Genomic DNA, 26,943 nt, shown 5'->3' on the forward strand with positions numbered 1-26,943 from the left:
ATCATACCCGGCTTGAGTTCGCCGCCGTCCTGCTGCACCGCGATGCGCACTGGCAGGCGCTGGGTGATCTTGGTGAAATTGCCGCTCGGGTTGGGGTTGGGCAGCAGGGCGAACTCGCTGGTGGCGGACTGCCCGACGCGCGTGACCCTGCCCTCAAAGCGCCGCCCCGGCAGGGCATCGACAGTGATCGTCACGGTCTTTCCCGGCCGGAAGAAGCGGATGTCGGTCTCTTTGACGTTCGCCTCGACGCGCACCCGCTGCGGGTCATGCACCATCAGCAAGCGCTGGCCGGGGGTGACATATTCGCCCTTGTCCACGAAGACCCGGTCCACAACGCCGTCGAATGGCATGACGAGGGTGCGGTCTTCGAGGTCGAGCGCCGCCCGGGCCTTTTGTGCACGCAGACGCTGTTCCTCCGGGCCGAGTTCGGCGAGCTGGGTGCGGAGCACCGTGAGTTCCCCGCGCGCGGCTTCAGCCTCGACAAGGGCGGCGCGGGCATTTTCCAAGTCCGCCTGGGCGCTCAACGCCTGTTGTTTTGCCGTCTCCAGCGCCGCCCGCGTCTGGTCCAGGCGCGCACGGTTGATGGCGCCGCTCGGCGCCAGCTTCTCCGCCCGGTCATTGTCCTGACTGGCCAGATCGCGTTGCGCCGTCGCTCCTGCCAACGCGGCCTCCGCCGCCCTCACCGCTGCCTGTTTGGCGGTAATACGACTTTGCGTCTGACGGTCGGTGAGAGCGATGCGCGCTTCGATTTCCTCGCGGCGGCGGGCAATCCCGGCGAGTTGCGCGGCAAGCTCCTCGACGCGGAGGCGGCTTTCCCGGTCGTCGATCCGGATCAAAACCCTGCCCCTCTGCGCGGCATCCCCCTCGGTCACTTCGAGCGCCGTCACCCAACCGGGAACCCGGCTGCTCATGGCAACAATGTCGGCGGCGACACGGGCGTCCGTCACAAAGACATGCGTGAACTGCTGATACGACCACCAGCCACCTCCTCCGAGAACGATCAGCGCCGCCAGAATCGCGCCATACCGTCGCCATGGCCGGGTGCGGGCAGGAGGTGAAACCGCCTCTGACCCAGCCTCCGTCTCCTTGTCGGGGACTGTGCGCAGGTCGGTTTCCGGATCGTCGCCCTGGCGTTCGAGACGGGTCACATGCTGGTCCACGGCCTACCCCTCATCGGTCTTCGTCCGCAAGCCGCATCGCCCTTGGCGTGCCGCCCAGCTTGCCGGCGATCTGCTCCAAGACCTTCAGGCAAGTCGTTACCTCGGCTTGGGAGAGGTCGGAGAAGATTTGCGCGCGCACCGCCGCTGCGGTTGCTTCGATGCGTTCCAGAACAGGGGCGGCCTCCGCGCGCAGGTGAACCGATTTGGTGCGGCGGTCGCTAGCTTCTGTCCGGCGTTCGATCAGCCCCTCGGCTTCAAGCCGGTCCAGCGTGCGTACCAGGGTCGGCCCCCGCACTCCGACCGCCTCGGCCAATTCACGCTGGGTTGCCGCCTGGGGCAGGCGAGAGAGATGTAACAGGGTCAACCAGCGGGACTCGGTGAGGCCAAAGGTGGCCAGCCGCCGGTCGATTTCGGCGCGCCACAGCCGGGCGACCAGCCCGAGGCGAAGGCCGAATTGTTCCTGATCGTCGAGGGGCTTCGTCATCTCATTGCCTGCATCATTATGTAGCTGTACTATAATCAATAGATAGCTATGTATCAAATTGCGAGGGATGTAGGCCCCGAAGGCTGCACTGTCTAGAGCAGAGGACCGGGAAAAGGCGTTCCATCCCGATCACAGAAAGGAGCACCACGATGTACCGGACGATCCTCCTAGCCTATGACGGCAGCCGGCAAGGCCGTGAGGCGCTGGATCAGGGGGCCGAGCTGGCTTCGCTTTGCCAGGCTCGTGTCTATCTCCTCGCCGTCGTCGCCCATGAACTGGGTGTCGCGCTCGCTGAAGCGGCGGCCCCCTCAGACCTGCCGGAGCGAGAATATCAGGAAGTGCGCCGCGTGCTGACGGAGGGCGCGGAAGCGCTGCGGCGGGCGGGACTTTCCGTCGACACGCGCCTCGCCGCGGGCAACCCCGCCGAGGAGATCGGCCGAATGGCGCACGAGGTCGGCGCGGATCTGGTCGTGGTCGGTCACCGCGAACAGAGCGCGCTGGCCCGGTGGTGGCACGGCTCCGTCGGCGCTTCGCTGCTCGCCCACGCGCCATGCAGCCTGCTGGTAGCCGTTGCGGACCGGTAGTTGTCAAGGAATATGTCGCAGGGTCTTCATCAAGGTCTTCGCCGGCTAGGCCGAGGAGAAAGCCCTTGATTCAGGTGTTAATCGGTTGGCGGCCACTGCTGCGCAGCATGTAACACGCGCAATATTCGTACCGTCAAGGCATCCTCCTGGTACACGAGGATATAGTTCGACCAGGCGACGAGTTCCCGGGTCCCTTCAACCCGACCAGGGCGGCCTATTTTGGGGAACTCCGGCAGCTTTTCAGCTTTCATCTCGATATCATCTTTTACGCGCTGTGCTGCATCGGGATTGTCATCAGAGATGTAATCGACAATCCCTAGCAGATCGGTACGAGCCAGTTCCAGCCATTCCAGTTCAGGCACGGCGACGCTTTCTGTCGATCAACGCTTGTGCCTCATCCATTACCTGTTGATGAGGAACGGTAGGTCGGGCATCAGCCAGGGCCTCTTTCACTTTATCGCGGAACCAGGCGTCATGGGCTTCCGGATCAGCCGTTAACCCAACGGGCAATCCGCCCTCTTTGGTTACGCGGGTTAGAAGGATGCGGACGGCATCTGATACCGTCAAGCCGAAGCTGGCGAGCTTTTCCGCTGCATCAGCCTTCAGCTCGTCGTCCACACGAACGTGCAGCATTGAAGTGTGAGCCATGATGAATTCTCCGATTGTCATACGTAACTCTATTGTGTATCTCAAATGCGATACAGTCAAGCTGCTGTGGACATTAGCAAAATCACTGCGTTTGGTCAGATGCCAGTATTTTATAGACTGTTGACCGGCCTATCTTTAACCTCCTGGCGATCTCCGTAGCCCCCACTCCCTGGCTATGCAGGGCACGGACTTTATCGTTGTCCACCGTGGGTTTACGGCCAAACTTGACCCCTTTGGCCTTGGCCTCCAGGCGGCCCTCGTTGGTGCGTTCCGGTATGCGCTGACGCTCGGCCTGGGCCACGGCCGACAGGATGGTGACTACCATCTTGCCCATGATCCCCTCGGTGCTGATCCCATCGTCGAGGAACCGGATAGCCACACCCATGTTGTCGAACTCTTTGATGAGCTGGCCCGCAGTTGCGTCAATACAAGATCGAACAGCACTGGGATGACATGATGCACATTGCCGGTTCGCTCAAACTGGGGACCGTGCAGGCCTCCGTGGGATGCGCTGGAAGCGTAACTGGAAGCGTTTTACCCCAAAGGCGGTGGGCCGGGGGCGCCCACCCATGGGCCTGGGACGGATGTTGCGGCTGTATGTTAGTGGCCCCAATAGTGCTTTGGCTTCTCGGACCAAGGCATCGAGGATGCGATTTACGACAATCAGGCGATCCGGCGCTTCGTTGGCATTGACCTTGGCCGGGAGTCAGCACCGGATGCGACCACCTTGCTCAAATTTCGCCGACTGCTGGAGCGCGAAGGGCTCACCGGCAAGCTGTTTGAGGCGATCAAGGCTCATCTGGCTGGGCAGGGGCTGATGCTACGCGAGGGCACCGTGGTGGACGCGACGCTGATTGCCGCATCGCCGTCCACGAAAAACCGGGCCAGAAAACGCGATCCGGAAATGCACCAGGCTCGCAGCCTGCTTCACGGCGAAGAAACAGACGTTATGTACCTGCGCTGGGTTGCGTCAGCCAGCGGTTAAGCTAACATCCGGCACAAGCTGATTTTTCTTCTGCTGGCATTGAGCCTGCTGGGGGTCTGGATTTGCAGTATTGCCAACACCTGGATCAGCCTGATCGCTGCCAATTGAGAAGACGCGATGAAAAGATATCCTTACGGTTTTTCAGCAGCCTGGGCGCTTAAGCTGATGTTCGCGACGACCAGCCCCACGGTGGCAGCTCAGGCTGCACCGGATGAACAGAAAGAAACCGTTAGCTGTGCGTTGATCCGGGACGGCATCCAGCGACTTGCCTGCTATGACGCCCAGAATGATCCCATTGCTGCCAGAAAAACGGCAGACGACGATACGTTGCAGCAGGCGCATGAGGAAGCCGCTATTCCGGTGGCTGATGCCCGGCGTGAACAGATCGTCAACGATGCTCTTGGGGACGACCCGGACACCGGTCTGGTGGCAGCACTGGTGGATAGTTACCTGACCGCCGAGAAGGCAATTTTTTCATTCACCGGCAGTTTTGTGACCCACCGCCCCAACTACATCCTGCCGATCACCTATGTCGACGACCCTAACCCAAGGCCCGTCAGCCCGAGACTGGGCACCGCCGGCTATGACTTCGGCCTGGAAGAGGAAGAGGCGAAATACCAGATCAGTTTCAAGATTCCGCTGCTGACTGGCATTTTTGATGATCGAACCACCTTCTGGTTTGGCTATACCCAGCAATCCTATTGGCAGGTATACAACACCAAGGACTCGTCACCGTTCCGGGAGACCAATTATGAGCCGGAAATTTTCTTCCGGCACCGACTGGATTGGGATCTTGGGCCTGGCACTCTGAGTGCGGTGTCTCTGGGCTTCAATCACCAGTCTAACGGTCAATCAGAACCTCGGTCGCGCAGCTGGAACCGGATCATGGGCACCGCCGCTTACAGCTATGACCGCTGGCTGTTTATGGTTAACCCCTGGTTCCGGCTGCCGGAGAGTGGCAGCGATGACGACAACTCGGATATCGAGAAGTATCTCGGACATGGTAGTTACCACGCGGTTTACAAGCTGACAGAGGACCGCACGTTCTCGCTGAAGCTTTTGAACAATATGCGTTCTACCAATCGGACGTCGGTGGAGTTCGGGTACAGTTTCCCGATGGGGGATACGCTGAAGGGCTTTTTCCAGTACTACAACGGGTATGGGGAGAGTCTGATTGATTATAACGAGCGTATCGAGCGGTTTGGCGTGGGGATTATGCTGAATAACTGGCTCTAGTCGGAGTGTGCCCGGCGCAACTCCACGCTGCCATGCATCAGGTCCGTCAGGCCATGGCGCTGAGTGTTCGCCGGAAGCGGGTCAGGGCCAAGCCAAAAAGGGTACTCCCGATAACAGCGATGGCCAGGAATTGCGGCCACACGGTGGCAAGGCCCGCGCCACGATAGAGAATGGCCTGGGCCAGCATTACAAAGTGGGTGTTGGGCGCGGCGAGCATGATGTACTGGACGGCCTCCGGCATGCTCTCGCGCGGCGTCGAGCCCCCGGAGAGCATCTGCAGCGGCAACAGCACCAGCATGAGCAGCAGGCCGAACTGCGGCATGGAGCGGGCGACGGTGCCCAGGAAGATGCCCATCGAGGTGGTCGCGAACAGATGCAGCGCCGCCCCGACCAGGAACAGCGCGAGCGAGCCTTCGATCGGCACGGACAGCCAGCCCTGCACGACAGCAGTGAGCGCGAAGGCGGTGGCGGCAAGGACGACGAACCCCATTGCCCATACCTTGCTGCTCATGATCTCGAAAGGCGTGACGGGCATGACCAGCAGATGCTCGACCGTGCCGTGCTCGCGCTCACGGATCAGCGCCGCGCCGGTGAGGACGATGGAGAGCATGGTCACGTTGTTGATGACCTGCATGATCGCGCCGAACCACGACTTGTTGAGCTGGGGATTGAAGCGCATCCGCAGCGCCAGATCGACCGGCAACTCCGGAACCTCGCGATAACGCTGCGCGAAGGCGCGCACCTCATCGCTCACGATGGTCTGGATATAGCCGCTGCCGGTGAAAGCCTGGCTCATGCGCGTGGCATCGACGTTGAGCTGGACCGTCGGCCGCCGCCCCGCCAGCAGATCGCGCTGGAAGTTGGGTGGGATGTCGAGGGCGAAGGTGTCGAGGCCGGCATCCATGCGGGCATCCATCTCGGCCTGGTCGATCACCTCGGGGAGAACAAAGTACGGTGGGTAAAAGGCGCTGACGATGCGCCATGACAGCGGCGAGCGATCCTCGTTCACCACCGCGATCGGCGCCTTGTTGAGAGTCTCCGGCATGGCCGTGGCCGCCGTGTAGACCGACAGGGTGAAGGCGTAGACGATCAGCACCAGCATGATCGGGTCGCGGACGAGGCTGCGCAGCTCCTTGACACCGAGATGGAGAATATTGGCCGGGCGCATGGACTATCGCTCCTGCTTCTTGAGCAGCGCCGCGGACAGACCGATCAGGACCGGCACCGCCAGCGCCAGCGGGAGAAAGGCGGCATGCAGGTCGGAGAAGTTGAGGGCCTTCGAGAAGGTGCCGCGCGCGATCGTCAGGAAATGCGTGGTCGGGTAGATCTCGCCGATCACTCGGCCCACCCCTTCCAGGGACGAGACCGGGTCGATCATGCCGGAGAAGTTCGCCGCCGGCAGGATGGTGAGCACCGCCGTGCCGAAGATCGCCGCGATCTGGCTGCGCATGAAGGTGGAGATCAGCAGACCTACAGCCGTGGCCGCACCGACATAGAGCAGTGCGCCTGCCGCCAACGTCAGGAAGCTGCCCTTCAGCGGCACGCCGAAGACGGTCACCGCGAGCAGCGTGAGCAGCAGGAAGCTCAGGAAGGACAGCAATACATATGGCAACTGCTTGCCTAGCAGGAATTCGAGCCGCGTGGTCGGCGTGACGTAGAAGTTGGTGATCGAGCCGAGCTCCTTCTCGCGCACCACGCTGAGCGCCGCGAGCATGGCCGGGATCAGCATGAGCAGCAGCGGGATCACTGCCGGCACCATCGCCACCAGGCTCTTGACGTCCGGGTTATAGCGAAACCGGGTCTCGATATTGACAAGCCCCGCCAAAGCCTCGCTGTGGCCGGCCTCGCGCGCCTTCGTCGCCAGCCAGTGGGCATGAATCCCCTGCGCATAGCCGCGGACACTCTCCCCCCGTGTCGGCATGGCGCCGTCGATCCAGGCGCCGATCTCGACCCGCCGGCCCCGGGCGATGTCGCGCGCGAAGCCCGGCGGGATCTCGATCGCCAGACTGATGTCGCCTTCGCGCATTCGCCGGTCGAGATCGGCATAACCGGTGATCGGCGGCCGCTCGACGAAATATCGGGAGCCGGCGAGGTTGAGCGTATAGTCGCGGCTGACGGTGGTCTGGTCGCGATCCAGCACCGCGAAGGTGAGATCCTCGACATCGAGGTTGATGCCATAGCCCATCACGAACATCAGGATGACGCTGCCGAGCAGCGCCAGCGTCAGCCGGATGGGATCGCGGCGCAGTTCCAACCCTTCGCGCCGGGCGTGGCTGATCATGCGCCGGGGATCGAACATGCGCCGCCAGCCCCGGGGTTCGACATGGCCTGCCGACGCGTCAACCGTATCGAGTGACGCTGTTTGCCCCGCGTCGGCTTCGCCCTCCCCCGACGCCTCCTCCAGATGCGCGACGAATGCCTCTTCCAGGGTCTCTGCGCCCCGCTGCTGTACGATATTCGCCGGCGTGTCGGTGACCAGCACCCGGCCCGCATGCATCAGCGAGATGCGGTCGCAGCGCTCGGCCTCGTTCATGAAGTGGGTGGAGATGAAGATGGTCACGCCGTCGCGGCGCGACAGCTCGACCAGCTGGCGCCAGAAGGCGTCGCGCGCCACCGGGTCGACGCCCGAGGTGGGCTCGTCGAGGATCAGCATCTCGGGCTTGTGGATCATGGCGACCGCCAGCGACAGGCGTTGCCGGTGGCCGAGGGGCAGCTGGCCCGGCAGACTGTCCACCACGGCGGTCAAATCGAAGCGTTCAACCATTTCGTCCACCCGCCCTGAAATCTCGGCAGCGGGCACCTGGAACAGCCGGGCATGCAGCTCCAGGTTCTGCCGCACCGTCAGCTCGGTGTAGAGCGAGAAGAACTGCGACATGAAGCCGACTCGGCGGCGGGTCGCGAGGTCGTGCGGGTCCACCTCGTGTCCGAACAGCCAGGCCCGGCCTTCGCTCGGCGGAAGGAGGCCGGTCAGCATCTTCATGGTCGTGGTCTTGCCGCAGCCGTTGGAGCCGAGAAAACCGAAGATCTCACCCCGGGGGACACGCAGGTTCACATGATCGACCGCGATGAATTCGCCAAAGCGCATGGTCAGATCCCGGGCCTCGATCGCGGGGTCGCCATCGTCTGCCGACCGCGGCGGAATCTCGACCGGCCGATAATTGCGGCGCTTGTCTTCCGGCAGCAGCCGGATGAAGGCCGCCTCCAGCGAATCCGCTCCCGTGCTGTGCAGCAGGCCTTCGGGCGTGTCGCTGGCCAGCACCGCCCCACCGTCCATCGCTGCCAGCCAGTCGAAGCGTGCCGCCTCATCCATATAGGCGGTGGCAACCAGCACGCTCATGCCGGGCCGGGAACGACGGATGCCGGCGATCAGATCCCAGAACTGTCTGCGCGAGAGCGGATCGACACCGGTGGTCGGCTCGTCGAGGATGAGCAGGTCCGGATCGTGGATCAGCGCGCAGCAGAGGCCGAGCTTCTGCTTCATCCCACCGGATAGTTTGCCCGCCGCCCGATCGAGAAACGGCTTGAGCCCGGTGGCCCCGGTCAGCACCTCGATGCGGCGCGCCCGTTCGCCGCCGTCATGCCCAAATAGGCGCCCGAAGAAGTCGAGGTTCTCGAACACCGTGAGTGTCGGATAGAGGTTCCGTCCCAGGCCCTGTGGCATGTAGGCGATACGCGGGCCGACTCTGCGGCGATGGCGCGCATCGGCCATATCGCCGCAGAGCACCTCGACTCGTCCTGTCTGGACCGCGCGGGCGCCTGAGATCAGCGCCAACAGACTGGACTTGCCGACCCCGTCCGGGCCGATCAACCCGGCCATGCAGTTTGCCGGGATGTCGATCGTGACCTCGTCGAGCGCACGCGCCTTGCCGTAGCGCAGGGATACATCGCGCAGGCGGGCAACCGGCACGTCAGCCCCCCCGTCATCCTCGATCAGTGTATCTGCCTCCCGGCTCATTGCGGCAGTCTCGTCTGCAGTTCAGGCGGCCAATCCACCCGCGGGTCGAGCCGCACATAGGCCATGCCCGGCAGGCCGGTCTTGACCTGGAGGAGGTGCTCTCTGAGCAGGTCCGGGGCGATCCGCGCCTTGATGCGGAACATCAGCTTCTGGCGCTCTTCTTGCGTCTCCACCGTCTTGGGTGTGAACTGCGCGACGTCCGCCACGAAGGAGATTTCGGTCGGGACCACGTATTGCGGGGCGGCGTCGAGCACGAGCCGCGCCTCGGCCCCGAGCGCGATCCGCCCGGCCTGTTCTGTCGGCAGGAAGAAGGTCATGTACACATCGGTGAGATCGACCATGTTCAGCACCACGCCGCCCGGGGAGAGAACCTCACCGGGCTGAGCGACACGGTACTGGACACGCCCGTCACGCGGCGATTTCAGCACGCTGTCGTCGATATCCGCCTGAATACGCTGGAGGGTGGCCCGCGCCGCTTCCACCGAGGCCTCCGAAGCAATGACATCCGACCTGGCCCGCCCTATGGCGGCTTGCGCGGCCGCCGCCTGCGCCTCCGCGGCGCCGACCGCAGCCTTCGCCGCCGCAGCCGCGGCACGGTCGTCATCGAGCTGCGCCTCGGAGGCGGCATTTTTTGAGGCGAGCTCCCGGGTGCGGGCAAGCCGTTTTTGCGCGGCGTCGAGCTCGGCCTTCCTCTGGGCTATGAGCGCTTCGGCGGCCTGCTTCTCGGCCTCACGCTGGGTCACCAGGCTTTGCGCGGTCTCGATGCCGATGAGCGCCCGTTGCAACTGCGCCTCGGCCTCCCGGAGCTGCGCCTCCAGAACGGCCGTGTCCATTTTCGCCAAGACCTGGCCGGCGCGGACGAAGTCGCCCTCGTTGACCAGGATCTCCCGGATCCGGCCTGCGGTCCTGGCCGCGATATCGATCTCGACCGCCTCGATCCGGCCGTTTCCGGCGGCGAATCCGTCGGGCAAGTCCTGCGGTTGAAAATGCCACCAAGCCCAAACACCCAGCCCAATGACAATCGCAGCGGCGACGCCTCGAATACCTGCTTTCATGAATTTTTTCACGTCTTGGATTGCTCCACGCCAGTTGGCTCACTCATTCTTGACCATTGAATTCAGGCTGAGCGAGATCTTTGTAGACCCACATCTTAAGCTATACCTTACGCACGAATCACAGCAATTAGGCTGACCCACATCATTTTTGTCGACAAGTCTCCGGGCGAGATCTCCAGGATGACCCCCTGCGCAATATACCGTGGGTTGAATAGTGACACCCCCGTTCTGACCCCGACCCCGTTTTAGGTCCACCCAGAGTTGGAAAAATCCGGCTCCAACGATCTCAGCCAATTCACTTGGGTTGCTGCTTGGAGTAAGCGAGATAGGTGTAAAAGGGGAACCCGCAGAGTTCGGAAAAAATCGTACGCTAAGGTTTTCCGAGTCGCCGTAGCGGACTGAACTTGCCGCCTTCCAGCTTGCGGCTTTGTCGCCAAACGGAATCGTTGGGCAGGTTAATGTGCTCCCACCCCAGTGGCGAGAGGTATTGCAGCAAGTCCCCCCCCAAACGGTGTGCCGACCTCGCCCTGCGCCTGGGTGGCACGCTCCAGGTACACGATGTTCCACAGAACGATGGCGACCGTCACCAGGTTGAAGCCGCTGGCCCGGTAGCGTTGTTGCTCGCAGCTCCGATCCCTGACCTTGCCGAGATGGTTGAAGAATACCCGCCCTGGCCAGGGCGTTGCGCGCCTCGCCCTTGTTCAACCTGGCATGTACGGCGCTGCGCAACTCCACACTTTGCAACCAGTCTGTCCAGGATGAACAGCGTGCGTTCGATTCTGCCCAACTCGCGCAGGGCCACGACCAGGCTGTTCTGGCGAGGATAACGCCGAGCTTGCGCAGCATCAGCGAGGCAGTGACAGTGCCCTGATTGATCTACGCGGCCAGCCGCAGAATCTCGTCCCAGTGAGCCGGGCTCTGGGGATATTTTCTCGTTTGGCCAAGTGGATATCCTGAACGCCAAGGTGTCCAGGTCAGGTGACGTGGATGCCAGCGAGCTCATGGCTCGAACCGGCGGAAATCTGTTCGTGGCTGGTTCTGGTGATATCGACGCCCATATTACCACGGCAGTCAGTGTAGTAGCGCCCATGTAACGGGTTCTGGAGACATTGTGGTGCGAAGTAACCCGGCAACGCGGGATCACTCTATCACCGGCTCCGGAGACGTTAATTTCAAACGAGAGTAGGGAGGAACCTGCCATGTCAGCCCCCCCACCAAAACCCGTTCAGTTACTACTCATCTGCGGGTCGATTTGGCTGAGCGAGTCGATGACATTGCCGCCCGCCTGGAACGTTCCAAGAAGTGGATCATAAAACAGGTCTTTTGCCGCCGCACGGACGGTGCAGCAACTCACGGACGCGCCAACCACGCTACTGACTAACCCGCGCATCGGCGAGCGCCTGGAAGAGTTCGAGCCTCGTGATGTGCGGCGGATTCTGGTCGGGCATTACGAGATGCGTTACGAGATTGTTGGCGAAATAATCTACCTGCTGCGCTTGTGGCACACACACGAGGACCGCTAATACGGGGTTAACGGAGATGGTGCAGGCATCGCGGATTCCTATGCTCGAATGCCTAACACACCTTAGCGTACGATTTTTTGCGAATTCTGCGGTCACCCCTACTCCACTAACAGGGTGGGCTGAGTTCGATGGCAAAATGGCACTATGAGGTGGTGCCATCTTCTGGAGAATGGCTTCCTTACGCTCCGGGGAGTAATGGAGTATGGTTGTCCTTTAAAATCATCAGGCGACAACTACGCTGACACATAGGGATACCCGTATGTCCACAGCTCGTAGAATAAGCTCCCTGCTAAGCAGAGACAGAGTTCATCAACCAAACCCGAAATATACGCAGGCTGCAGTTCTGATAGGGATAGTTCAGACTCCATCTGGCGAACAAGTAATTTTCAATCGAAGAGCCTCGAGCATGAACAATCATGCTAGCGAGATCTGTTTACCAGGCGGTGTACTTGAATGTATTGATCACGGCTCACACACTGATGCAGCATTGCGAGAGGCCAATGAGGAAATAGGACTACCGAAGGAGAATGTTCAGGTTATCGGGGTACTTGAGAGCTATGTCACCAGTCAACACATAGAGGTAACCCCAATAGTAGCAATAGTCAGGCGACCCACCGAATGGATTTTACAGACACATGAGGTTGAAGAAGTCGTGGAGTTACCCCTAAGCACCTTCCTCGAAGCAAGAAATTACAGGCATATTTCCAAGTCATACTACGGTAGAGAGGTTAACACTGTTTCGATCACATGTAACTCTTGCGAAATATGGGGGCTTACGGCGAAAATCATGATGCAGCTACAGCAACTTGTAGATCAGGACTCAAATTAAGTCTATGATTCCCTGGTATCTCGAGCAGCAAGTTTGTTTGCAATGGTTTCTGCATGACTCCGCAGAATACCTGCCACTTCTTTTATCTTTTCCTCGCCGAGCCTCACAGAGGGGGCAGACATTGAAATGGCGGCTTGCAGGTGATATTCCTCGCTGGCCGGCAAGGGAATGGCAACTGCAACACAGCACAGGCCACGCTCAAACTCTTGGCTGTCCACAGAGTAGCCCTGAGTCCGGATTTGATCCAGTTCTTTTAGAAGCTGTTTAGAAGTCCCGATTGTAGAATCGGTATACTTTTTAAAAGAACAGGCCTTGGCGTATTGTTTGCGTCTATCGTCTGGCAAACTGGATAACAGCACTTTGCCTACTCCCGTGCAATAAGCCGGTAGTCGTACGCCCATTCGAGTTCTGATCGTGAGGCTCCTTACACCCTCACCTTTCGCCACATAGCAGACTTCATCATTGTCCAGAATTGCAGCGTGGATAGTTTCGCCAAACTGATCGGCCAGTTCGTCTACGTGAGGTTGAACAATACTGTTCATCGCGTCAACCACCGAAACACGCCCTCCAAGAGTAAACAACAAAAGCCCCAGCTCGAAATAACCATCTGGCATTTTTACGACGGCCCCTACCTGCTGTAACGTTGTCAGAAACCGATGAGCGGTGGCAATGTTGATGTCCAGCTTTCTCGCTACCTGAGACAGCGTAAGCTTCTCGCCGGCGTAGGAAAAAGCGTTTAATATCTGAAAAGCTTTTATGACCGAGTTATTTACTGGAGTCGCCAAATTGTCTCTTCCCAAAAGTGCAGTACTGTGATGGCTACGGAGGCTAGACTAATTCCAAAAGAGAATCAATCGAACAATCCGCGTGGAGTTCGCATTCATCAACGTTAGACCGATAGCCGTATCGGGCGTAAATGGATAACATCCCAGCGTTTTTTGCCGCCATTACGTCCGAGAGGGAATCCCCAACCATGATACTGGACTCCTTGGCACCACCTAATGCGCGTAACGCATGTAGCAACATATCCGGTTCAGGCTTATAACTGCCAAACTGATCAGCGCAAACAACTACGTCGACCAGACCATCCAGGCCAAACTGAGAAATGATTGAGCCCGTGAACGCAACCGGCCGATTAGTAACGACACCAATTCTAACATGCCAGCCTGTGAGCCTCACCAGAATACTACGCACATCCGGATATAAAGACGCATACTTCCCATTGGTTTCACTGTATGACGATAAAAACAGATTATAGGCACTGATGAAATCATCTTTTGAATCAATACCCTGACGGAAACCAATGAATTCCTCGAATACCCTCCTAAGCAGAGGCCTGGTTCCCAAACCTACCCAGTTTCGAACGTACTCTTCTGTAACGAAGGGTAAGCCATAATGACCCATGACTTCATTTACACTGGAGCATATGTCAGGAGCACTATCTACCAAAGTACCGTCGAGATCAAAGAGTGCAACCCCGGTCTTTTCACGATTACCCAAACCAATGCCATTCAATTGGAGCTTACCAACCATGCTCACTCAACCTTAAGAAATCTACCATCATGCACCGACTCCCGAAAGGCGCTTTGCTCGTCGCAGCAGAATGACACTTCCAATGATCAATACCAGCAGAAGCACTATGCCGATCACCAGGAAGCCGTGTGAAATTCCCAATAACTCAATCACAACACCCAGTCCAATTGGCACAACCACACCTGCAAGTCGGTTTGCAGTCGACCTTAGGCCAACGCTCAGGCCTTGCTGCTCTCTTGGAATGGCATTCGATAAAACAGAGAGAAGTAATGGCAGAGAAATCCCCATGCCAAGGCCGAATATCAGAGCTGCGATAAAGAATATGCTGAATCCCGACAGATAAGGTGTCATGGAAATAAAAATAATTGCGGTGGATATGCCCCCAATCAACACAACAACCTGAGAACCAAACAATCGGGAAGCGGGTGCACCGAGCAGGGTAGCAAGGCCGGAACTGAGTCCCGCAACACCCATCAAAATTCCAATATTGAATTCATCCTGGCCAAGGTGAACCAACGCCACCGCGTAAAAGGAGGCCTGAATGCTATAAGCCGATATTCTTAGAAAAGTAGCAAACACCACCAGATCCACGCCCGGCTCTTTCAGCATCACAAAAGCCTGCCTGTAGACCGACCACTTAGGCATCAGGTTTTTCCAGGATGTTATGGGTTCTTTGGGGCGGTCACCAACCGGAAGGAAGTATACGGCAGCGAACAGAAGAAAACCCCACAATGAGATAATGCCAAAACCGGCGATCGGGCCACCGAGCTTCCACGCGAATCCCACCAGCACAGGCCCGGCAAGGTTGCCCATGTTAGTGGCGAAGCTGAAGCGCCCGGCACGCTTCGGGTCTCCTTGAGCAACTCTGGCCAACGCTGTTTGTGCACCGATCCAGGCCATTGAGCTGACCAGACCGCCAAACAGCTCCAGAATGAGCACGGCAATAACAAAAGGAAAAACGGGATAAAGCCATGGTAAAAGCCCATTGAGAATAGCCAGTACAAGGAGTGTTCGGCGAACACCGAGTTGGTCCATCAAGGAACCACCATGAATGGAAAGGAACAATGGCACAAAAGAGCGAGCACTGAGAATGACACCCATATAGGCCGGTGGCACACCCAGGGAAATACACCAGAGGGGAATGGCTAACCCCTTCATCAGGGTTATACTCAGTGAGAAAAAAGCAGCTGCGTAGATCGCCAACATGCTGACTTCATTTGCACCTGTACTGGCACTAGTTTTCGATTCCATTAAGATACCTATTTATATCTTTGTAAGAATGATCACTTCATACGAAAACATTCCCTGCTTTACTTCGGGTATCCCCTGATCAATAAGCCTGAGCCGGAAGAAAAAAGCGCCCTTATCGGAAAATCCGGGGCGCATGGCAACGATGCAGAGCAACAACGACAACAATTCATTCAGAGCAGACTATTCATACGTCCACTAGCGAATGAACTTCTCGGTAAGAACATGTTTGATCTCTGCCTTTCTTTTATCAGAAAGATCAGCAAAAATATTCTGAATCAGCTTATTCAGATCAGCAGCTGAAAGAAAATTGATGGGGCGATTCATATCCTTAGCTTTCTGGATAAACTTGTCATCGGTGAGAATATCCTCGAGGTGACCGGCCAGGAAATCAGCCTTTTCAGGGTCTACGTCCTCATGCATAACCAAAGCACGGCCAAGCGTGGTGATGTTGGAGCGAAAGTCCATCCAACGCTCGCCTTCTTCATCCAGATTACCAACTTCAAAAATAGTCGGAGTGTCCGGGAAAAGTGCGTCACGCTCCCGATCCAGGGCGGCCAAAGGCACCAGCGAGTCATCGCCAACATAGTTGATCGCGGACGTCGAACTTACAACAACACCATCTGCCTCACCCCGCACAACGGCAAGGGCAATGGCGCTGGTGCCATCGTAGCCAAGCACAATTGAAAGTTCATCGGACGTAAGGTTCAATGCCTCAGCCATAGCAGCGGTAGCATCAGACACAGAATCCGTCAGCCCCGTCGCTCCCCAACGACTTCCCTCGGATTTCATAGTTGCCAAGGCTTCTTCAAAAGTGCGCTCTGGATTTTCTGCGCTCCACATCGCCATGCGGGTGTCTACAACAGCCCGACCAAGCCAGGTTACCTTGCTCAGGTCAAAGCGCGTACCCGGTCGGTCCGTAAGTTGTGCCAACGCTGCCGATTCCGAGCTTGCAAGCATCATGGTCTTATCATCGCCACTTTGTGCAAGCCGGTTAAGGGCAAGAAGGCCGCCACCACCGGGTTGGTTTTCCACTATGACCGTCGCCCCTATGCGCTTTTCCAGCTCCGGAGCAATCATACGGGCGTACTCGTCGTAACCACCGCCAGGATTAAACCCAACGACGATTTTGACGGTTTTACCTTCATAGTAGTCCGCCGCACCTTCTGCCTGGGCGAGATTTCCAAATCCAAGAAATATGGCCGTCGTTACGGCAGACGCCATCACTGTTGAAGCGAGTTTTCCGATTTTATTTTTGTTGCGAAACATTGCCTTCCCCTTACTTTCAGTGGTAAGTGCAGCGCGCCCGACTTGACGCGACGCGCTGCAACTCCCCATTTCAACCAGTTACTGGCTGGAATGCAGGTTTTACCTATTGAGCGACATTGAATTTGTCCATCTTCGGCGTAACGCCGTTCTTCTTCATTTCTTCAAGCCAGATCTGATGAATACGTGGATCCTGATCTTCGTATTCCACCTGATCGCCGCCTTCCTTCATGCTGGTGGATACTGCGCCCCTCTCACCAGGCTTCATGCCCAGCAGTGACTTCCTGCGGTCGGTAGTGAACGGATACCGCAGACCACCAACACCTGTTGCCAAATAGCGGGCTGGATCCTGACTGGTGTTGAAATGCTGGTGGAACTGGCGATCTGCAGGCGGGAACACCACACCGTGTTTCCAGTCGATACGGGTGAAGTCTTCTTCACCTTCGAACCACAGCATCGAGTAGCCCTGCCCCGTTACACACATGACGTGGTAGCCTGGGCCATGACGGTGACCTTTTTTGTAGGTTCCCACTGGCATCTCGGAGATGTGGGCGTGCATGGTGCCATCGGCAAGCACAAACATGATGTTGCTGCCGCCTGCACCGCGGTCACCCCAGGACTTGAGCTCAATGCTGGCCAGGTCCGGTACGAAATTGGTCTCCCACATGTGATTACCCTGTCGCACGGTAATCAGGTCACCTTCGCCAGAGTAGTACTTCTCTTTACCGGTTCGCTCACTGAAGTCGAAGTCATTGTTAAACACGAACTCTTCATTGTGGAATGCGTTCATCACCAACGGCATATCCGTCGTGGTTACCAGCAGAGCACGGTCTTTGCCACTACCATTAAAGAGGCGATAGCGGGCATTCAGCGGAATCGCAAACAGGCTCTTGGGGCCCCATTCAAAGGACTGCGTAGAGCCATCGGCAAATTCGAGCTGGGTACTTCCACGCCCCTCCAGCACGTAGAACACATCTTCATACAAATGCTTCTGAGGTGCGGTTGATTTTCCTGGTGCAATCTCGTAGAGAAACATATTGCTGAAATCACAGCGGCCCTTGAGATGCGCCGCTGCACCCTTTACATGGTCACCGGCTCTGGCCCATGGCTTGGTCTCCAGTTCAAACAGATCAATACCAAATGCCTCTGTTACCGGCAGCCCTTCACGCTCGACCCAGTCCATGTAGAAGTCGACGCCATATCTGGGGATATCTTTATCACTCATACTATTTACCTCTGATTAATTTACTTTTTAAGTTCAAACACTCTTAAAGGGGTGTCAGCCCTGATTCACCGAGGCATCTGCCTCATGAAAACAACAACGACTTGATGACAACGGGCACCACTCCCGGAGGGTCGAGGAACTCGCCGACATCAACAAAATCCAGTTCTTGCAACTTGACACCGTCCACCGACACAAGACTGCTCTCCAACCCGAACTCATGCTTGAGCAGGTGCCCAAGTGTTCGGGCAACGTCACCGTCGATCATCAACAATAAAGGGGCCCCCCGCTTGCCTCCCGGCGCAACTGCCCGGAGAATACCCTCGCTCACCGCAGCAAGTCGCGAATACTCGGGATCACCTTTCCACGTGAAAGCCAATGCCATCTGGTTGTCATGATTCAGGTCCATCTTCTTCATTCCCGCGCGGATGGTTTCAGCCACTGACGTCGAATCAATTTCCCCTTTAAACTCGAGGTCAACACTCACCACCGGAACGTTGTGCACCGGCAATACGGAATCACCAGCGAGGAAAATGGTTTTTCCACTGACCTGAACCGTGAACTGGGAAGCACCAATGACCGTTGCGCGAATACCGTGACCGGGGTCGAGCATTGGAAGATTGAGCCTCTCAGGCAATATCCTGCACAACTCAGTGGAAAGCATCTTGGCTATGTCGCCATACTCTTTGGTTTCGCGCCCGAGAATGTATTCCGACACACCCCCGGAGAAAGTAAGCGCTGTTGGCTGCATAGGCCGCGGCAAGGTTTCGGTCAGTTGCAACGACATTCCCAGACGGTCGAGGGACTTTCCCGAGATAAAATCGACAGCAACCTCCGCCAGCCGGGTTACAATTTTCTTTCGGTTGCTCTCGTTAGCCATCGACTCCGGATCGGTGGCAATACCCAGTTCCTCGGCAACCAGGCGCACAGAATCATCCACCCGCGTCCAGGCACCCTCATCATCCTGTGCTAGCAGCCTGCCGCCGACGGCGAATGCACAGACGCCCAGCACTTCACCCTTGTTTATCAGTGAAAGCTTGGTGGTGCCGCCACCAATGTCGACGTGAAGAACACACTCATTCCGGTCCTTTGATAATTTGGCAGCACCTGAACCGTGGGCTGCCAGAGTACATTCAAGCTTGTGGCCTGCTGTCGCACAGACGAACTTTCCGGCCTCCTCGGCAAACAGCTCATCGATTGCCCGCGCGTTATGTCGCTTAATCGCCTCTCCGGTCAGGATGACCGCGCCGCTGTCAATATCGCTTCGCGCGATGCCGGCGCTTTCATAGGAGTTCCGGATGAACGCTTCCAACTTGTCCGCATCAATGTTGCCATCACTCAGAAAGGGCGTGAGCATGATGGGCGAGCGCCAAACCACCTCGCGGTGGGTTACGACAAAGCGGCTGGAGAGCCCCTGTGACCGACGCTGCAGGCGAACCGTTGCAAACAGCAAGTGAGAGGTGGAGCTGCCAATATCGATGCCGACCGTGTTGAGTTCCACGGTTTCCTGCCGCCAGATAAAGTTGGCAAGTTCGGCTTTATCTTCCTCATGCATGTGGCTGTGCCCATGCTGATGATCACCATGCAACTGCAGCATCAAATACTCTCCTTTTATAAAAACTCATGATTGACACACTATTTAATCTTAATCACGCATCCACATAGGTTCGATGGGCAGGGGCACCCCCAGCAACTTATAAAAGCCAATGTAAACCACGGCAAATATCACAAATCCGGTAAGCAGTCTTTGCCACCAGGGCAGACCATGATAACCGGTATAGGCGAAGCTGAACGCAAGGAGGCCGGCAATAAATCCGAACACATAACCCAAAGGAAAGATAACGCTCAGCCATAATGCCCGCTTAAGCAATGAACAGCGCCTGTTACCCTCGGAAAACACCTCACTCTCATCAATCAGTTCTTGTTCAGTCGCCGTAAAAGACCTGATCGCCAGCCATACTGCACAAAGGACCAACAATGATCCGGACATCAACGGGAATTGGAGAACTTTGGCCGAGTACTCCCAATTAAAAATGGCCAGTAACAACATCGTTGATGTGAACAACAACAAAACGGCTGCACTGAAAAAATTACCTTGCCTACACGTCATCAGGAGTTACTCCCCTCTTGTTGTTTAAGTGCTTTTTCTGCTTTTAACTCCTTGTGTTCTTTATGACTTTTTATTCCCGCCATTACAGCGCCACCCACTATAAACAGTGCCAGAACCAGACATATTGGCCTTAGGAAAAACCAGTTGCCGTAGGTATTGAGAGATATATAAAGGTAGGTTTCCAGCAACGGCGCCAGAACAAAACCGAGCAAAAGCGCCGGTCTGGAAAACCCGTAGGCTTTCATGCCAATGCCTACCGCACCAAAGATGAAAACGAACAGAACGTCAGTAAAATTGTTATTGGTAGAATAAGCACCCACAACAACCAGAGTCAAAAGTATCGGTGCCAGCATATGGCCGGGCAAAAGTGTGATTTTTGCCAGGTGTTTCGCCAATAACAGCAATACCAGGGAGCCAATAAGATTCGCACCAACAAGCACAAACGCAAGCCCGTAGGCCATGTCCATATGGTCTTGAAGAAATTTCGGACCAGGTTGCAGGCCAAGCAGAAGGAACCCACCAATCAGCAAAACCATCGCACTGCTGCCGGGAACACCAAAGGCGAGAGTTGGCACCAGTGCGCCCCCGTCTTTCGCATTGTTGGAACCTTCCGGTCCGATAACCCCTTCAATCGAGCCTTTGCCAAACTGGTAGGGACGTTTGGAAGCCTGCTTGGCAGCACCGTAGGTCACAAACGGTGCCGTTTCACTACCTACACCAGGTATAAGACCGAGGAACACACCCAGGACTGAGGAACGGATCAACACCCACTTGCGAACGACAGACGCCCTGGCGCCGAGCCAAACTTGCTTGTGGGTAATCTCCATCGGGCGGCCATCAGGTCGCTTCGCCGCGATACTCTGACCAGACATCAGGTCAATAATTTCCGGTATGGCAAACATACCCAGTGCCAGCGGGATCAGGCGAAAGCCATCAAGCAGGTAATCGATATCCATCCAGAATCGAGGAACACCGGTTGTGCTCTGATAACCGAAAGTGCCCAAGAACAGCCCAAGTGCGCCTGCGGCGAGCCCTTTAATGGGAGACCCACCACCCAGCATTGCCAGATAACTTATGCCCAGCAACGCCAGGAAAAACGTCTCTGGCGACCCGAAGGACATCACAACCGGACGAACAATGGGGAGTAGCGCAAACAGCACCACAGCCCCAATAACACCACCCAGAGCAGAGCTCGACAAAGCCGCCCCAAGGGCGTAACCAGCACGCCCGCGCCGACTGAGAGCATAACCGTCAATAATAGTTGCCGCATTACTGGGGGAACCGGGGATACCCAGCAAAATTGCAGTTACCGAACCACCGGTCGACACCACGGCATAGCTCGCTAGCAAAAAAGCCAAACCGACAATCGGCTCCATGCCATAGACCAAAGGTAAAAGTACCGACAATGCCACAAGCCCGCCCAAACCCGGCAAAACACCAAACAGAAGGCCTACCGGCACCGCTGCAAGCAGGACGAGTAATACATCCCACCGTGCGAAATTCATTAAACCATTTAATAGGTCAGTCATTCTTTGCCTCTACTCCAGCAATTCCAGCCACACCTGGACGACTAATTGAAGATGCCCTTACTTCAGACTCTCTGGCCCTGGCCCATTTCAGGTACACCCCCCATACCAAGGCAGCGAAAACAAATGTGACTGCCTGCACCGTCAGATTCGGAACGATGAGCAAAACTCCAAACGCTGCAAACAGAAGCCTGCCAAACCAGTTAAGAGGTGCGGTGAGAATCCATCCGTGAATCGCAACGCCGAAGCAAAGTACCATGGCTGCCGCTGCCATCAACGCGCCGATGATCGCCAGTGGGCCGCCCTCCATAAGAAGGGCTGGATTGAAGATGAAGAAAAACGGTACAACATAGCCAGCGACAGCCAGTTTCGATGCATAAGGCGCGACGGAGAACGGGTTAGCGTTAGCTATGGAAGCCGCGGTGAAACATGCCACCGCAACGGGAGGCGTAATTGCCGACATGCAGGAAAAGTAGAGAAGAAACATATGAGTGCCCAGCACTGGCAACCCAAACTCTCCGATCAGAATAGGGGCAAGCAACGCCGCACCCATAACGTAAACCGCAACTGTGGGCATGCCCATCCCCAGGATGATCAACACTACGGCAGATACAATTAGAGACGGCACCAAAAGCCCGCCGGCCATGGCATAAAGCAGGGCAGCGGCTTTGCTGGAAAGCCCCGTCATTTCAATACAGCCTATGATGATACCTGCAACAGCAACGGCGGCTGTCAGAGGTACCACTCTGAAGCAGGTTTCCACGCAACCGGAAACCAGTTTTCTGGGGCCTATCGCATGTCGAATGGCAATCCAACTGGTCACCAACGTTACCAGGCTCGCCCCTGCGGCCACGTAGGCAGGCGAAAAGCCACTTAGCAGGAAATACGTCAATACGAAGATTGGAATCAGACTTGGCCAGCCACGACGCAATGCTACGATTAAAGTAACGCGTTCTTCGGCAGGCATGGGCTTGATACCAAGGCGTCGGCACTCAAAATGAACGAGACTAAAAACGCCCATATAATACAGGCAGGCTGACAGCAAGCCGGCAATCAGAATATCCCGGTAAAGGATGCCCGTCATGTCCGCCATCAGAAACGCCACCGCGCCCATCACGGGTGGCAGTAATGCACCGCCGGAAGAGGCTGCTGCCTCTGTTGCAGCGGCCTGCTTTTTACTGATCCCAAAACGTTCCATCAACGGAATGGTGATCGGCCCTGTCGTTGCCACGTCGGCGGTGGGGCTTCCAGACACTGAACCATACAAAGCACTGGAAACCACGCAGGCTTTTGCCGGACCACCAACCATTCCTCCGGTACTGCAAGCGGCGATATCAAAGAAAAGCTGGCCGCCACCAGACAGTTGAAAGAAAGCACCAAAGAGCACAAAAAGAAACGCATAGGTTGCCGCCACATAAAGCGGAACACCAATCAGCCCATCCATTGTGATGGCCTGCATTTCGAGAAAATAAGTCAGGTCCACGCCACCGTGGGAGAAGCTACCGGAAATACCACCACCCCAAACCACGTAAGCTAAAAATGCAAACGAAATGAGGAGAAGCGGCCAACCTGTCGCTCGCCGAACCATTTCCAGCGATAGGGCCACGAGCCCAAGTCCACCCCAGATTTCGTAAGTAGTCAGTTGATCAAAGCTTTGCATCCAAGTGTGGTATCGGGGTTCGTAATAGGCAAGGCCGGCTGCCAGTATAGAACCGAGAGCCCCCAACACGGCATCAAACCAGGTAATTCTTTCAACACTTTTTGAGATTGTTGTTGTGAGAAATGCAATAGGAAACATAAACACTAAAAACAAACTGACGTGCAACAACTCAGACTGGCTGCTGAACAGCGCCATGTATATAACCACCGCTGTCCCGATCACAGCGAGCAGCGCGACAAGTCTGCCTAGCCAACCGGTAGGCACAAAACGGTTGCCTTCTCCGGTAAGCCAGAAAAATCGCTTCAGCCCGTGTATAAGACTGCTTTTAACAGACATACCCCCCCCTAATTACCGAAACTCCGCCAGCAAAAACGGCCCTATGAATCTAAGCGGAACCGCCGACGTACTCTGTGTGTCGAGGGTTCCGCTTTCTGGCACTTCAACACTGCTTTCCGGTCAGGGTTTTATTCGATAAGCCCTTTCTCACGATAGAAACGTTCAGCCCCTGGGTGCAGAGGGAGGTTCATCGGATTCCACACCATCATCTCAAGCCCAAAGTTACGCAGCGAAGAGTGAATGGACCGGACCCGATCAATATTCTTACTAATGGCCGTCAGGAATTTGTAGACAGTCTCTTCGGATACATGCTCTCCGGCCTGTATCGAGTTCCACATTTTTTGCGTAGGGCTGTCTTCCTCAATGAAGGGACTGATGCCAGCTGGTGCAATATAAAGGTCATAGTCCCACTTCTCGGCCGCGGCCTCCATTTTGTCGCGGTCAATATCGATCCATTTCAAAGGGCGGTTGTTGTGGATTTCTTCTAATCGTGAGTCGGGCATGAACCGGCCATTGATAAAGACATCCGCGCGGCCATCGGCCAACGCATCCATTCCAATACCTGAATTGCCACGTATAACGGAACCTCCCCAATCTTTAACGTCGTCCATGGAGAACCCATATTCGTTAAAGATGTGTTCGTACATCGCGACAGTTGACTGGAGGTTGGCCTCGGTATTCACCGCAATCGTCATTGGCGGCTTTTTCTCGGCAATATCGGCCATCGATTCAATACCATGCTCTTCGGACCACTCTTCAGTCATCAGATAATGAACGGTCAATTCGTTATGAGTGGTCATTACATGAAAAATCTGGCCTTCCAGTGGCTCTCGGAATGGAGCTGTCCCTTCCAGAGCATACTGAACTTCCACTGCGCCACTAGCGCCAGCAAAATCAGCATTGCCACGTGTGATTTCAAGAAGACTGCCTGCAGGAGACCCCGGCCTGAATTCAGCAGCAGAACCAGGGTATTCATCCCTTACAATCCCGTTTAAGGCTTCGAAAACAACACGCGAGTAACCTCGTGCACTTCCTCCTGTAGCGGTATAACTGATCGGATCGTTATCCTGGAATTTTTCCTGCGCCAAGGCCGCTCCTGATCCCGCTGTTGCCAATACACCACACGAGAGCAGTACACCAAGGCCAGCTACTTTCAGTTTCTTTTCAAAAGTCATGTGTTACTCCTTATTGTTTTTGTCCGAGTTAGGACGACACTGCACTCTCTTTATTAACGGAAAGAGAAACCGCTCTTCAGGCACTTACTCAGGCACTCCCCCAAGAATTGTCACTCGCCGCAGCCAGCGACGCTCCGCCGGATCAAAATCCCGGCGGGCGTGCAATGTGCACCGGTTGTCCCAAAGCAACAGGTCTCCCACCTGCCACTCGTGGACATAGGAAATATCTGGCTGGGAAATGCTTTCAAACATCACATTGAGAAGGGTTTCACTTTCATCAGAGTCAAGACCTTCTATTGAATGGGTCATCAGTTTATTGACGAACAAACTCTTGCGGCCGGTGGCCGGGTGTGTCCGTGCAATCGGATGGGCCTGCGAAATGCCGTCCTCTATACTGACCATGTTCTTCCGGTCCGTGACATAGCCACCACGATCATAAACATTGATTGCCCTAAGACCCTCGATCCTGGACTTGACGGACTCTGGCAACCGCTCGTAGGCCATGTAGCCATTGGCAAACACCGTTTCTCCGCCTTTCGAGGGAATCTCGATGGCGTAAAGCATGGTGCCTTTGGCCGGACGTTGCTGGTAGCACTGATCGATATGAAATTCCATTTCACCGAGTGGCAAGGCGCCTTCGCTCTTGCCTTCTTCTTTCAGGTTACCGATGTACATCACCGCCGGGTGATTACCCTGGTACTCGGGCACGTGAACTTCCGCCAGCTCGCCGAACCGGCGGGCGAACGCCACTTGCTGATCTTCTTCAGGCAGGTTCTGATTGCGAAGCAGAATCACCTGATACCGGTGCCACGCCTCAATAATCGTGGCAAATTCCGCATCCGTGACTTTGCTGACATCAACACCACGAATCTCGGCCCCAAGGGCCGGGGAGCAAGGCACTATTTCAATACTCATACAAACAACTCCTGCCTGAATTAATTCAATGCCAGATGGACGGTTTTGGTCTCTGTATAGGAAAGTAGCTCTTCAATGCCCTCCTCCCGTCCAAGACCACTGTTACCCATGCCACCAAACGGTGTTCCAAGGTGATGTGCCGAAAATCCATTCACCCACACATAACCAGCCTTGATCCGGCGGATGCACCGCGTCGCTGCATTGAGATCGTTCGTCCAGATGGCAGCGGTAAGCCCGTACTCCGTGCTGTTGGCAATGCGTATTGCCTCGTCTTCATCCTTCCAGCGGAAAACGGACAGCACAGGCCCGAAAATTTCTTCGTGCCCTATTCGCATCTCCGGAGTCACATCGGCAAATATTGTAGGCTGGTGCCAGTAGCCGCGTTCAAACTGAGCGCCTGGCGGGCGCTCTCCACCACTCATCAGTCGCGCACCATCCTCATGAGCGGTACGCACATAATGTTCAACCTTGTCCAACTGCATTCGGGAATTCATAGGCCCCATTTGAGAGTCAGGATCCAGCGGATCACCAATCACCAACCGCTCTGTTTTTTCAACAATGCGCTTAAGAACCTCGTCATAGAGGGATTCGTGAACGAGTAACCGACTGCAAGAGCCACAGGATTGTCCCTGCCAGGCGAAATTCATTGCTGATACCGCCGCTGTCGCCGCAACTTCGGGATCGATATCAGGGAAAATGAGCATTGGGTTTTTGCCACCCAATTCGAGGCTGACATGCTTTACAGATACTTCGGCGGCCGCCTTCTGAATGGCCAGACCAGTTGGAACAGAACCAATGAACGCGAGGCGCTTGACCTCCGGGTGGCGAACAATTGCATCACCCGCCACCGTTCCTAAACCGGTGATAATATTGACCAGTCCAGGCGGCAGTTCATCCCGGCAAATTTCTGCCAGAATGCCAGCGGAAAGGGAACTCGACTCGGGTGGCTTGATGATAATTGCGTTACCTGCCATCAGAGGAGCAGCCATCCTGGAAAGTGCGAACATAATGGGGTGATTGAATGGTATGATTCGTCCGACAACGCCGTATGGTTCCCGCAGAGAAAAGTGCAGATTACTCTGGCTGGCAGGAATCGTACTGCCTTTAAGCTCAAGCCCAAGGCCCGCGTAATATTCCAGGACCTTGATACCCATTCCCACGTCACCGCGCATTTTGGTGATGGTGTTGCCCGTATCAAGAACTTCCAGTTTCAGAATTTCCTCTGCTCGCTCGGCAACCCTGGCTGCCACTGCGCGAAGCCGCTCTGCCCTGTGGGATATTTCGGTGTTCGCCCATTCAAGTTGGGCTCGAGTAGCCGCCACCACAGCGCGGTCTACATCTACCTTGTCACCGGCCGGAATCCGACCGATCACTTCTTCTGTAGCAGGATTCAGCGAATCCAGCGTTTTTCCACTGGCGGCTTCAACCAGCTCACCATCAATCAACATCAAGGTCGTTTGGACATCTGTCATTTTCTTGTGCTCCGATTCAGC

At 56.2% G+C, this 26,943-nt stretch carries 25 protein-coding genes and 5 pseudogenes; 8 read left to right on the forward strand and 22 right to left on the reverse strand.

Annotated elements, in window-relative coordinates:
- Both FO268_RS21390 and slyA read right to left on the reverse strand, forming a co-directional pair.
- Window positions 1-1,160 (reverse strand): HlyD family secretion protein (locus FO268_RS21390; protein ID WP_225316956.1); only part of this gene is annotated, 1,160 nt, incomplete at its 3' end.
- A gap of 10 nt (window positions 1,161-1,170) precedes the next feature.
- Window positions 1,171-1,644, reverse strand: coding sequence for a transcriptional regulator SlyA (gene slyA / locus FO268_RS21395; protein WP_150995245.1), 474 nt, complete (start codon window positions 1,642-1,644; stop codon window positions 1,171-1,173).
- Window positions 1,645-1,793: 149 nt separating this feature from the next.
- Between slyA and FO268_RS21400 the strand changes: the two genes are divergently transcribed.
- Complete coding sequence (locus FO268_RS21400) at window positions 1,794-2,228, forward strand: universal stress protein (RefSeq protein ID WP_085595623.1); 435 nt, start codon at window positions 1,794-1,796, stop codon at window positions 2,226-2,228.
- A gap of 77 nt (window positions 2,229-2,305) precedes the next feature.
- On the opposite strand, the gene FO268_RS21405 is transcribed toward FO268_RS21400, so the two are convergent.
- The 3 genes from FO268_RS21405 to FO268_RS21415 all read right to left on the reverse strand — a co-directional run bounded on the left by FO268_RS21405 (window position 2,306) and on the right by FO268_RS21415 (window position 3,303).
- Window positions 2,306-2,590: a type II toxin-antitoxin system RelE/ParE family toxin gene (locus FO268_RS21405; RefSeq protein WP_064228030.1), complete on the reverse strand. Its 285-nt coding sequence runs from the start codon at window positions 2,588-2,590 to the stop codon at window positions 2,306-2,308.
- Window positions 2,583-2,876, reverse strand: coding sequence for a type II toxin-antitoxin system RelB/DinJ family antitoxin (locus tag FO268_RS21410; RefSeq protein ID WP_011784162.1), 294 nt, complete (start codon window positions 2,874-2,876; stop codon window positions 2,583-2,585). Before FO268_RS21410 ends, FO268_RS21405 begins: the two co-directional genes overlap by 8 nt.
- Before the next feature lie 82 nt (window positions 2,877-2,958).
- Window positions 2,959-3,303: a recombinase family protein gene (locus tag FO268_RS21415; RefSeq protein ID WP_449806600.1), complete on the reverse strand. Its 345-nt coding sequence runs from the start codon at window positions 3,301-3,303 to the stop codon at window positions 2,959-2,961.
- Between FO268_RS21415 and FO268_RS23380 the strand changes: the two are divergent.
- From FO268_RS23380 to FO268_RS21430, 3 genes and pseudogenes are all read left to right on the forward strand, one after another.
- Window positions 3,294-3,365 (forward strand): annotated as a pseudogene (locus FO268_RS23380) (hypothetical protein); the annotation flags it as partial. The gene FO268_RS21415 and the pseudogene FO268_RS23380 sit on opposite strands and share 10 nt — an antisense overlap.
- A 65-nt stretch (window positions 3,366-3,430) precedes the next feature.
- A pseudogene (locus FO268_RS21425) lies at window positions 3,431-3,795 on the forward strand (transposase); the annotation flags it as partial.
- A gap of 231 nt (window positions 3,796-4,026) precedes the next feature.
- Window positions 4,027-5,097 (forward strand): phospholipase A, encoded by a 1,071-nt coding sequence (locus tag FO268_RS21430; RefSeq protein ID WP_404802938.1) that lies wholly within the window; start codon window positions 4,027-4,029, stop codon window positions 5,095-5,097.
- 46 nt (window positions 5,098-5,143) lie between these two features.
- Here the strand turns inward: FO268_RS21430 and FO268_RS21435 are convergent, their stop codons facing one another.
- From FO268_RS21435 to FO268_RS23390, 5 genes and pseudogenes are all read right to left on the reverse strand, one after another.
- Window positions 5,144-6,265, reverse strand: coding sequence for an ABC transporter permease (locus FO268_RS21435; RefSeq protein ID WP_150995247.1), 1,122 nt, complete (start codon window positions 6,263-6,265; stop codon window positions 5,144-5,146).
- 3 nt (window positions 6,266-6,268) lie between these two features.
- Window positions 6,269-9,052, reverse strand: a complete 2,784-nt coding sequence (rbbA, locus tag FO268_RS21440; RefSeq protein ID WP_150995248.1) for a ribosome-associated ATPase/putative transporter RbbA — start codon at window positions 9,050-9,052, stop codon at window positions 6,269-6,271.
- Window positions 9,049-10,107, reverse strand: coding sequence for an HlyD family secretion protein (locus FO268_RS21445; protein ID WP_023011591.1), 1,059 nt, complete (start codon window positions 10,105-10,107; stop codon window positions 9,049-9,051). The genes rbbA and FO268_RS21445 overlap by 4 nt, the downstream gene beginning before the upstream one ends.
- A 455-nt stretch (window positions 10,108-10,562) precedes the next feature.
- Window positions 10,563-10,712 (reverse strand): annotated as a pseudogene (locus tag FO268_RS23385) (hypothetical protein); the annotation flags it as partial.
- 121 nt (window positions 10,713-10,833) lie between these two features.
- Window positions 10,834-10,953 (reverse strand): annotated as a pseudogene (locus tag FO268_RS23390) (hypothetical protein); the annotation flags it as partial.
- A 98-nt stretch (window positions 10,954-11,051) separates the two neighbouring features.
- Between FO268_RS23390 and FO268_RS23135 the strand changes: the two are divergent.
- The 4 genes and pseudogenes from FO268_RS23135 to FO268_RS21465 all read left to right on the forward strand — a co-directional run bounded on the left by FO268_RS23135 (window position 11,052) and on the right by FO268_RS21465 (window position 12,459).
- On the forward strand, window positions 11,052-11,201 hold the full coding sequence (locus tag FO268_RS23135; RefSeq protein ID WP_202336735.1) for a hypothetical protein: 150 nt from the start codon (window positions 11,052-11,054) through the stop codon (window positions 11,199-11,201).
- Window positions 11,202-11,347: 146 nt separating this feature from the next.
- Window positions 11,348-11,488, forward strand: coding sequence for a ribbon-helix-helix domain-containing protein (locus FO268_RS21455; protein ID WP_150995308.1), 141 nt, complete (start codon window positions 11,348-11,350; stop codon window positions 11,486-11,488).
- Window positions 11,433-11,630 (forward strand): annotated as a pseudogene (locus FO268_RS21460) (type II toxin-antitoxin system RelE/ParE family toxin); the annotation flags it as partial. The gene FO268_RS21455 and the pseudogene FO268_RS21460, both read left to right, overlap by 56 nt.
- Window positions 11,631-11,889: 259 nt before the next feature.
- Window positions 11,890-12,459, forward strand: coding sequence for an NUDIX hydrolase (locus FO268_RS21465; RefSeq protein ID WP_150995250.1), 570 nt, complete (start codon window positions 11,890-11,892; stop codon window positions 12,457-12,459).
- Between the two features lie 2 nt (window positions 12,460-12,461).
- Here FO268_RS21465 and FO268_RS21470 read toward each other — a convergent pair whose 3' ends face one another.
- From FO268_RS21470 to FO268_RS21525, 12 genes are all read right to left on the reverse strand, one after another.
- Entirely contained in the window at window positions 12,462-13,244 is a 783-nt protein-coding gene (locus FO268_RS21470; protein ID WP_150995251.1) for an IclR family transcriptional regulator, read from the reverse strand.
- A 43-nt stretch (window positions 13,245-13,287) separates the two neighbouring features.
- Window positions 13,288-13,992, reverse strand: a complete 705-nt coding sequence (locus FO268_RS21475; protein WP_150995252.1) for an HAD family hydrolase — start codon at window positions 13,990-13,992, stop codon at window positions 13,288-13,290.
- Between the two features lie 27 nt (window positions 13,993-14,019).
- Window positions 14,020-15,243: an MFS transporter gene (locus tag FO268_RS21480; protein ID WP_150995253.1), complete on the reverse strand. Its 1,224-nt coding sequence runs from the start codon at window positions 15,241-15,243 to the stop codon at window positions 14,020-14,022.
- A 195-nt stretch (window positions 15,244-15,438) separates the two neighbouring features.
- Entirely contained in the window at window positions 15,439-16,509 is a 1,071-nt protein-coding gene (locus tag FO268_RS21485) for a Bug family tripartite tricarboxylate transporter substrate binding protein (RefSeq protein WP_191967020.1), read from the reverse strand.
- 103 nt (window positions 16,510-16,612) lie between these two features.
- Window positions 16,613-17,731 carry a cupin domain-containing protein gene (locus FO268_RS21490; protein ID WP_150995255.1) on the reverse strand — a complete coding sequence of 373 codons (1,119 nt, stop codon included), beginning with the start codon at window positions 17,729-17,731 and terminating at the stop codon, window positions 16,613-16,615.
- A gap of 82 nt (window positions 17,732-17,813) precedes the next feature.
- Entirely contained in the window at window positions 17,814-19,325 is a 1,512-nt protein-coding gene (locus tag FO268_RS21495) for an ethanolamine ammonia-lyase reactivating factor EutA (protein WP_150995256.1), read from the reverse strand.
- Between the two features lie 48 nt (window positions 19,326-19,373).
- Window positions 19,374-19,838: a tripartite tricarboxylate transporter TctB family protein gene (locus FO268_RS21500; protein ID WP_150995257.1), complete on the reverse strand. Its 465-nt coding sequence runs from the start codon at window positions 19,836-19,838 to the stop codon at window positions 19,374-19,376.
- Complete coding sequence (locus tag FO268_RS21505) at window positions 19,838-21,367, reverse strand: tripartite tricarboxylate transporter permease (RefSeq protein WP_150995258.1); 1,530 nt, start codon at window positions 21,365-21,367, stop codon at window positions 19,838-19,840. Before FO268_RS21505 ends, FO268_RS21500 begins: the two co-directional genes overlap by 1 nt.
- On the reverse strand, window positions 21,360-23,360 hold the full coding sequence (locus FO268_RS21510) for a TRAP transporter permease (RefSeq protein WP_150995259.1): 2,001 nt from the start codon (window positions 23,358-23,360) through the stop codon (window positions 21,360-21,362). Before FO268_RS21510 ends, FO268_RS21505 begins: the two co-directional genes overlap by 8 nt.
- Window positions 23,361-23,488: 128 nt before the next feature.
- Window positions 23,489-24,535, reverse strand: coding sequence for a TAXI family TRAP transporter solute-binding subunit (locus FO268_RS21515; RefSeq protein ID WP_150995260.1), 1,047 nt, complete (start codon window positions 24,533-24,535; stop codon window positions 23,489-23,491).
- Window positions 24,536-24,619: 84 nt separating this feature from the next.
- Window positions 24,620-25,450, reverse strand: a complete 831-nt coding sequence (locus tag FO268_RS21520; RefSeq protein ID WP_150995261.1) for a TauD/TfdA dioxygenase family protein — start codon at window positions 25,448-25,450, stop codon at window positions 24,620-24,622.
- A gap of 20 nt (window positions 25,451-25,470) precedes the next feature.
- Window positions 25,471-26,922, reverse strand: a complete 1,452-nt coding sequence (locus FO268_RS21525; RefSeq protein WP_150995262.1) for an aldehyde dehydrogenase family protein — start codon at window positions 26,920-26,922, stop codon at window positions 25,471-25,473.
- Between the last annotated feature and the right edge of the window lie 21 nt (window positions 26,923-26,943).

This window comes from Marinobacter denitrificans (genome assembly GCF_008795955.1).
GTDB lineage: Bacteria > Pseudomonadota > Gammaproteobacteria > Pseudomonadales > Oleiphilaceae > Marinobacter > Marinobacter denitrificans.